4 protein-coding genes are annotated in these 7,116 nt (G+C 73.8%); 2 read left to right on the forward strand and 2 right to left on the reverse strand.

All coding sequences use genetic code 11. From position 1 onward, the window contains the following. Positions 1-68: 68 nt before the first annotated feature. Positions 69-2,135: a prolyl oligopeptidase family serine peptidase gene (locus ACFU7Z_RS33120; RefSeq protein ID WP_380781590.1), complete on the reverse strand. Its 2,067-nt coding sequence runs from the start codon at positions 2,133-2,135 to the stop codon at positions 69-71. Positions 2,136-2,227: 92 nt separating this feature from the next. On the opposite strand from ACFU7Z_RS33120, the gene ACFU7Z_RS33125 reads away from it, so the two are divergent. Continuing rightward, positions 2,228-3,400, forward strand: coding sequence for an aminotransferase class V-fold PLP-dependent enzyme (locus ACFU7Z_RS33125; RefSeq protein ID WP_380781592.1), 1,173 nt, complete (start codon positions 2,228-2,230; stop codon positions 3,398-3,400). 80 nt (positions 3,401-3,480) lie between these two features. Here the strand turns inward: ACFU7Z_RS33125 and ACFU7Z_RS33130 are convergent, their stop codons facing one another. Continuing rightward, positions 3,481-3,855: a hypothetical protein gene (locus ACFU7Z_RS33130; protein WP_074002332.1), complete on the reverse strand. Its 375-nt coding sequence runs from the start codon at positions 3,853-3,855 to the stop codon at positions 3,481-3,483. A gap of 268 nt (positions 3,856-4,123) precedes the next feature. On the opposite strand from ACFU7Z_RS33130, the gene ACFU7Z_RS33135 reads away from it, so the two are divergent. Further along, complete coding sequence (locus ACFU7Z_RS33135) at positions 4,124-6,979, forward strand: RNA helicase (RefSeq protein WP_049651584.1); 2,856 nt, start codon at positions 4,124-4,126, stop codon at positions 6,977-6,979. Positions 6,980-7,116 lie beyond the last annotated feature (137 nt).

The following is a 7,116-nucleotide window of genomic DNA, read 5'->3' on the forward strand; positions in this document are numbered from 1 at the left end:
GGCACCCGGGGGTGCGACGCCCTTCCGCTTGCCGGGCCGTCACCCGGCGGCCCCGACGCTGCTGCGGATCAGCCCAAGGAGGCCCGCAGGAAGGCGAGTTCGGCCTGGGCCAGCTGCTCCAGCAGCCCGCCCGGGGTCATGTGGGTGGCGCCGGGCAGCGGCAGCACGTTGTGCGGGCGGCCGGCCCGGGTGAGCGCCTGGGAGAGCAGCAGGGTGTGCGAGGGGTGGACGTTGTCGTCGGCCAGCCCGTGGATCAGCAGCAGCGGCCTGCTCAGGCCGGGCGCGTCGGGGAGCAGGCAGTCGTCGGCGTAGCCCTCCGGGTTCTCCTGCGGCAGGCCGAGGTAGCGCTCGGTGTACGCGGTGTCGTAGAGCCGGAAGTCGGTGGGCGGGGCGCCCGCGCAGGCGGCGTGGAAGACGTCCGGGCGGCGTAGCACGGCGAGCGCCGCGAAGTAGCCGCCGTACGACCAGCCGCGCACGCCGACCCGGCCGAGGTCGAGGTCCGGGTGCCGCTCGGCGAGCGCGTGCAGCGCGTCGACCTGGTCGTCCAGCGCCACCTGGGACATCCGCCGGAAGATGGTGCGGGAGAAGTCCGGGGAGACGAACGGGGTGCCGCCGTTGTCGACGGTGACCACCGCGAAGCCCTGGTCGGCCCACCACTGCTTGAGCTGCCAGCGGCGCGGCTCGGCGGCCACCGCCTGGTAGCCGGGCCCGCCGTAGACGTCCAGCAGGACGGGCAGCCGGGTGCCGGGGACGTGGCCGCGCGGGTACACCACGGCGCTGGGCAGGGCGCGTTCGGTGACCCGGGCGAGCTGCGGCTCCACCCGGTGGGGCAGCGGCTCGCTGAGGTCGGTGAGCGCCAGCTCGTGGCCGTCGCGGCTGATGACGCGCCGGAAGCCGTCGGCGGTGGCCGAGGTGAGCAGCAGGGTGTCGGCGGCGGCGAGCGCCGAGTGCAGGCCGGGGCCGGAGGCGAGCGGCTCGGGTGCGCCGCCGTCCGGGTCGACCAGGTGGACGTACTGGTCGAACGGGTCGCCCTCGCCGGTCTCGCAGAGCAGCCGGCCGTGCAGCCGGCCGACGACGCGGCGGATCTGCAGGCCGGTGGTGTCCAGCGGCTTGCCGTCGAGCGCGAGGCCGCGGGCCTGCGGGGTGTCGTGGACGGTGAGCAGCCGGCCGTCGGCCAGCCGGGCGGGGGTGCCGGGCAGGTCGTCCACCCAGAACTCGTCGGTGGTGCGGGAGAGTTCGGCGGTGTCACCGGTGGCCGGGTCGGCGCTCAGCAGCAGCACGTTCTGCTGCAGGCGGTCGGCGACGGTGAGCAGCACCTCGTCGGTGGAGGCCCAGGAGGCGGCGCAGAGGTACGGGAACTCCTCGGTGTCCCAGCGCAGTCGGACCCGGGTGCCGTCGAGGCCGAGCACCCAGAGCTGGACGTCCGCGTTGGGGCCGCCGGCCTGCGGGTAGGCGAAGTCCTCGGGGGCCTCGCCGGGGTGCGCCGGGTCGGCGAAGTACCGTCGGGGGACGGCGGATTCGTCGACCCGGGCGGCCAGCAGCGCGCCGCCGTCCGGGCGCCACCAGTGGCCCCGGTGGCGGCCGAGCTCCTCGGCGGCGGCGAACTCGGCGACGCCCCAGCGGGCGCCGTCGGCGGGGGAGAGCGGTTCGAGGCCGGGGGTGACGTACAGGGCGTCCTCGGCGACGTAGGCGACGCGCTGTCCGGTGGCGTCCGGCCGGGGGTCGAACGCGGGCCCGGCGACCGGGAGTTCGTCGCTGGTGCCGGCGGTGGTGTCGGTGCGGAACAGCCGGCCGTCCAGGGTGAAGACGGCGGTGGCGAGGTCGGCGGTGGCGGCGTACGTGCCGATCCCGGCGGCGACCAGCCGGCTGCGCTCGCGCAGCCGGCGCTCGACGACGGGCAGGTCGTCGCGTCGGCCGGTGCGGCCGGGCAGCAGCGCGGCCGGGTCGGCGACCAGCCGCTCCTCGCCGGTGGCGGTGTCGAGCAGGTGGAGGCGGTCGACCGGATCCTCCGGACCGCTGGAGCGGAGGAGCAGCAGCCGGGTACCGTCCTCGGCGAAGGTGTACGCACGCGGCGCGCCGAAGGTGAACCGACCGGTACGGGCGCTGAGGGCAAGGAAGGCGTCGGTGATGGTCACGGCCCGATGGTGGTCGCGCGGTGTGTGTCCCGACCAGTAGTCTGTCATGTGAAATGTCACACACCAGTGTGCGCCAGTGAGCGGAGGAAACCGTGATCGAGGACCTGCGGACCGTCGAACCCCCGGCGCCACTGCCCGCCGCCGACGGGCTGTTCAGCGTGTCGCCGCGGACCGCGCACCTGAACCACGGCTCCTTCGGCGCGGTGCCCGTCCCCGTCCAGCGGGCGCAGGACCGGCTGCGCACCGAGCACGAGCAGGACCCGGACGGCTTCTTCGCCGACCTCCCGTCCCGGATCGCCGCCGCCCGCGCCCTGATCGCCGCCGAACTCGACGCCGACCCGGACCGGCTCGCGCTCGTCTCCAACGTCACCGAGGCGGTCGCGATCGCCCTCGACAGCATCCCGTTCGCGCCCGGCGACCGGATCCTGGTCACCGACCACGGCTACGGCGCGGTGACCCAGGCCGCCGCCCGCAAGGCCGCCGAGACCGGCGCCGAACTCGTGGTGGCCCCCGTCCCGCTGGACGCCCCCGACGAGCAGGCCGTCCGGGAGGCGGTGCTCGCCGCCGTGGACGGCCGCACCACCGTCGCCGTCCTGGACCAGCTGACCTCGCCCACCGCCCGCCTGGTCGCCGGCCCGGCCCTGCTCGCCGACCTGCGCGCCCGCGGCGTGACCACCGTGGTGGACGGCGCCCACGCCCCCGGCATGCTGCCCGCCCCGATCGACCCGAACGCCGACTTCTGGTTCGGCAACCTGCACAAGTGGGCCTTCGCCCCGCGCGCCACCGGGGTGCTCGCCGTCCGCCCCGAGTGGACCGGCCGGGTGCGCCCGCTGGCACTGTCCTGGGAGCACGACAAGGGCTTCCCGGGCAACGTCGAGTGGCGCGGCACCTGCGACTACACGCCCTGGCTGGCCGCCCCGGCCGGCTTCGAGCTGCTGCGCGGCCTCGGCCACCCGGCGGTGGCCGCCCACAACACCGCCCTCGCCGCGTACGGCCGCCATGCGCTGACCGAGCGGGCCGGCCTGGCGCCGCTGCCCGCGACGCCCGGGGTGTGGATGCGCACCGTCCGGTTGCCGGCCGGGTACGGCGAGACCGAGCCGCAGGTGAAGGCGCTGATGGCCGAGGTGTGGCACCGGTTCGGCACCCGGATCGCCGTCCGCCCCTGGGCCGGCGGCGGGGTGCTGCGGGTCAGCGCGCAGCTGTACAACCGGCCGGAGGAGTACGAGCGGCTGGCGGACGGACTGGCGGAGCTGCTGAAGGGCTAGGCGCGTCGGGTCTCCCCGGGCCGGTCCGGTCTTTCCCGGGCTTCCCCAGGGCGGTCCGGGCTTCCCCGGATCGGCCGGGGTCAGACCTCCAGCGCGAGTGCGATCTGGGTGAGCCGGTGGCGGGCCATCGCCAGGTTGGAGCGGCTGCGGTGGAGCGCGAGGAAGAGGAAGAGTCCGCGTGCGCCGGGCGCCGTGAGCGGCCGGACCAGGTGGTACTGGTGGGTCAGCGTGGTCAGGATGTCCTCGATCTCGACGTCGTGCAGGTTGAGCATCTCCATCGTGCGCATCTTGGCGCGGACCACGTCGGTGTTGCCCGCCGCGGCGACGTTCAGGTCCAGCTCGGCGCCGTCCCCCAGGGTGCCGAGGGCCATGCCGCTGCCGCAGTCGACCAGGGCGACGCCGATCGCGCCCTCGATCGCCATGGACTCCTTGAGGGACGTCTCCAGGTTCGCCATCGTGGCGGTCCTCCCGTGTCGTGGTGGCTGGGACGACGACGGTAGGGAGCCGTCACCGGCCTCCACCAGGAATGACCGGAGACGATCGGGCCTGACTCCGTCCCGATCACTTGAAGACATTTGCAACTATGGATCTGAGAGGGAACTGATCCCGGGAGTGTGCCGAGAGAGTGAATCCGTCGCACGGAAAAACGGTGCTATCGATGTCAGTCCACCCGGGTAACCTCTCGCTGAGATGCGAGATCACACCAATCACACCCGGACGGCGATGAACACCCCCGATCCAGAGCCCCAGGACGACCAGGAGCTCAGCCCCGCCGAGGCGTACGCGGCCAGCCGTCGCCGGGCGCAGGAGCAGGCCACCGCCCTGTACGGCTTCCAGCAGCTGTACGACTTCCCGCTGGACGACTTCCAGCTGGAGGCCTGCGAGACGCTGGAGGCCGGCTCCGGCGTCCTCGTCGCCGCCCCCACCGGCTCCGGGAAGACGATCGTCGGCGAGTTCGCCGTGCACCTGGCCCTGGCCGCGGGCCGCAAGTGCTTCTACACCACGCCGATCAAGGCGCTCTCCAACCAGAAGTACGGCGACCTGGTCAAGCGCTACGGCGCCGCCAAGGTCGGCCTGCTCACCGGCGACAACACCGTCAACGGCGACGCACCCGTGGTGGTGATGACCACCGAGGTGCTGCGCAACATGCTCTACGCGGGCTCCAGCACCCTCGACGGCCTCGGCTACGTCGTGATGGACGAGGTGCACTACCTCGCCGACCGCTTCCGCGGCGCCGTCTGGGAGGAGGTCATCATCCACCTCCCCGAGTCGGTCACCCTCGTCTCGCTCTCCGCGACCGTCTCCAACGCCGAGGAGTTCGGCGACTGGCTGGACACCGTGCGCGGCGGCACCAAGGTGATCGTCTCCGAGACCCGCCCCGTGCCGCTGTGGCAGCACGTGATGGCCGGCAACCGGATGTACGACCTGTTCGCCGACCCGGACCGGGACGGCCGCCCCAAGCACAGCCTGAAGAACCCCGGCAAGGCCGTCAACCCCGAACTGGTCCGGCTCGCCCGCTCCGAACTCGACCGCAACCCGCGCGACCGCTTCGGCCGCGGCCGGGGCCGCTCGATGCCCAACGGCCGTCCCGGCCGGGTCTGGACGCCGGGCCGGGTGGACGTCATCGACCGGCTCGACGCCGAGGGCCTGCTGCCCGCGATCACCTTCATCTTCAGCCGGGCCGGCTGCGAGGCCGCCGTCCAGCAGTGCCTCAGCTCCGGCCTGCGGCTCAACAAGGACTCCGACCGCGCCCTCGTCCGGGCGTTCGTCGAGGAGCGCTGCGCCGACATCCCCGACGAGGACCTGCACGTCCTCGGCTACTTCGAGTGGCTGGACGGGCTGGAGCGCGGCATCGCCGCCCACCACGCCGGGATGCTGCCCCGGTTCAAGGAGGTGGTCGAGGAGCTCTTCGTGAAGGGCCTGGTCAAGGCCGTCTTCGCGACCGAGACCCTGGCGCTCGGCATCAACATGCCCGCCCGCTCGGTGGTCATGGAGAAGCTGGTCAAGTGGAACGGCGAGACCCACGCCGACATCACCCCCGGCGAGTACACCCAGCTCACCGGCCGGGCCGGGCGGCGCGGCATCGACGTCGAGGGCCACGCCGTGGTGCTGTGGCAGCGCGGCCTCGACCCGGAGGCGCTGGCCGGCCTGGCCGGCACCCGCACCTACCCGCTGAAGTCCTCGTTCCGGCCCTCGTACAACATGGCCGTCAACCTGGTCTCCCAGTTCGGCCGGCACCGCTCGCGCGAGCTGCTGGAGACGTCCTTCGCCCAGTTCCAGGCGGACCGCTCGGTGGTCGGCATCGCCCGCCAGGTGCAGCGCAACGAGGAGGGGCTGGAGGGCTACCGCGAGTCGATGACCTGCCACCTCGGCGACTTCGACGCGTACATGGAGCTGCGCCGCAAGCTCAAGGACCGCGAGAACGAGATGGCCCGCGAGGGCAGCAGCCAGCGCCGCGCGGCCGCCGTCGAGTCCATCGAGCAGCTCAAGCCGGGCGACGTCATCCACGTGCCCACCGGCAAGTTCGCCGGCCTCGCCCTGGTCCTCGACCCGGGCCTGCCGCCGGTCAACCGCTCCGGCCGGGGCGGCCCGCGCCACCCCGACTACCAGGACGGCCCGCGCCCGGTGGTGCTCACCGCCGAGCGGCAGGTCAAGCGGCTCGCCATGATCGACTTCCCGCACCCGGTCGTCGCCGTCGACCGGCTGCGCATCCCCAAGTCCTTCAACCCGCGCAGCCCGCAGTCCCGGCGCGACCTCGCCTCGGCGCTGCGCACCAAGGCCGGCCACCTGGAGCCCGAGCGGTTCCGGCGCGGCCGCGCGGCCGCCGCCGACGACCCGGAGATCACCCGGCTGCGCACCGAACTGCGCCAGCACCCCTGCCACGGCTGCTCCGACCGCGAGGACCACGCCCGCTGGGCCGAGCGCTACCACCGGCTGCACCGCGACACCGAACTGCTCGAACGCCGGATGCGCTCGCGCACCCACACCATCGCCCGCACCTTCGACCGGGTCTGCGGGCTGCTCACCGACCTCGGCTACCTCAGCGGGGACACCGTCACCGACGACGGCAAGCGGCTCGGCCGGCTCTACGGCGAACTCGACCTGCTCGCCTCCGAGTGCATCCGCGAAGGCGTCTGGAGCGGCCTGGCCGCCGCCGAACTCGCCGCCTGCGCCTCGGCGCTGGTGTACGAGGCCCGCCAGGCCGACGACGCCGGCGCCCCCCGGGTGCCGGAGGGCGCGGCCAAGGAGGCGCTCGGCAAGATGGTCCGGATCTGGGGCCACCTGGACGCCCTGGAGGAGCAGCACCGGATCAACACCGCCGAGGGCGTCGGCCAGCGCGAGCCCGACCTGGGCTTCGCCTGGGTCGCCTACCGCTGGGCGCTCGGCCACAACCTCGACCAGGTCCTGCGCGACGCCGACATGCCGGCCGGCGACTTCGTCCGCTGGACCAAGCAGCTGATCGACGTCCTGGGCCAGATCCAGGACGCCGCCGGCGAGGACGTCGAACTCCGCAAGACCGCCCGCAAGGCCGTCGACGGCCTCCGCCGCGGCATCATCGCCTACTCCTCCGTCGGCTGACCGCAGCACCCCCGCAAGGGCCCGCCCGCTCACCCACCCGAGCGCGCGGGCCCTTCGCTTCCCCACCCCCCACCCCCCCGCGCGGCTTCGGCTTCGCCTCGCCGCTGGGCCTCCACGGAGTTGCGCAGGAAGTCGGC

It is taken from the genome of Kitasatospora sp. NPDC057518 (assembly GCF_042802075.1).
In the GTDB taxonomy this organism is placed as follows: domain Bacteria; phylum Actinomycetota; class Actinomycetes; order Streptomycetales; family Streptomycetaceae; genus Kitasatospora.

Coding starts and splice junctions, on each gene's coding strand:
- ACFU7Z_RS33135 (WP_049651584.1), top strand. CDS start 4,124: ATGAACACCCCCGATCCAGAGCCCCAGGACGACCAGGAGCTCAGCCCC.
- ACFU7Z_RS33130 (WP_074002332.1), bottom strand. CDS start 3,855: ATGGCGAACCTGGAGACGTCCCTCAAGGAGTCCATGGCGATCGAGGGC.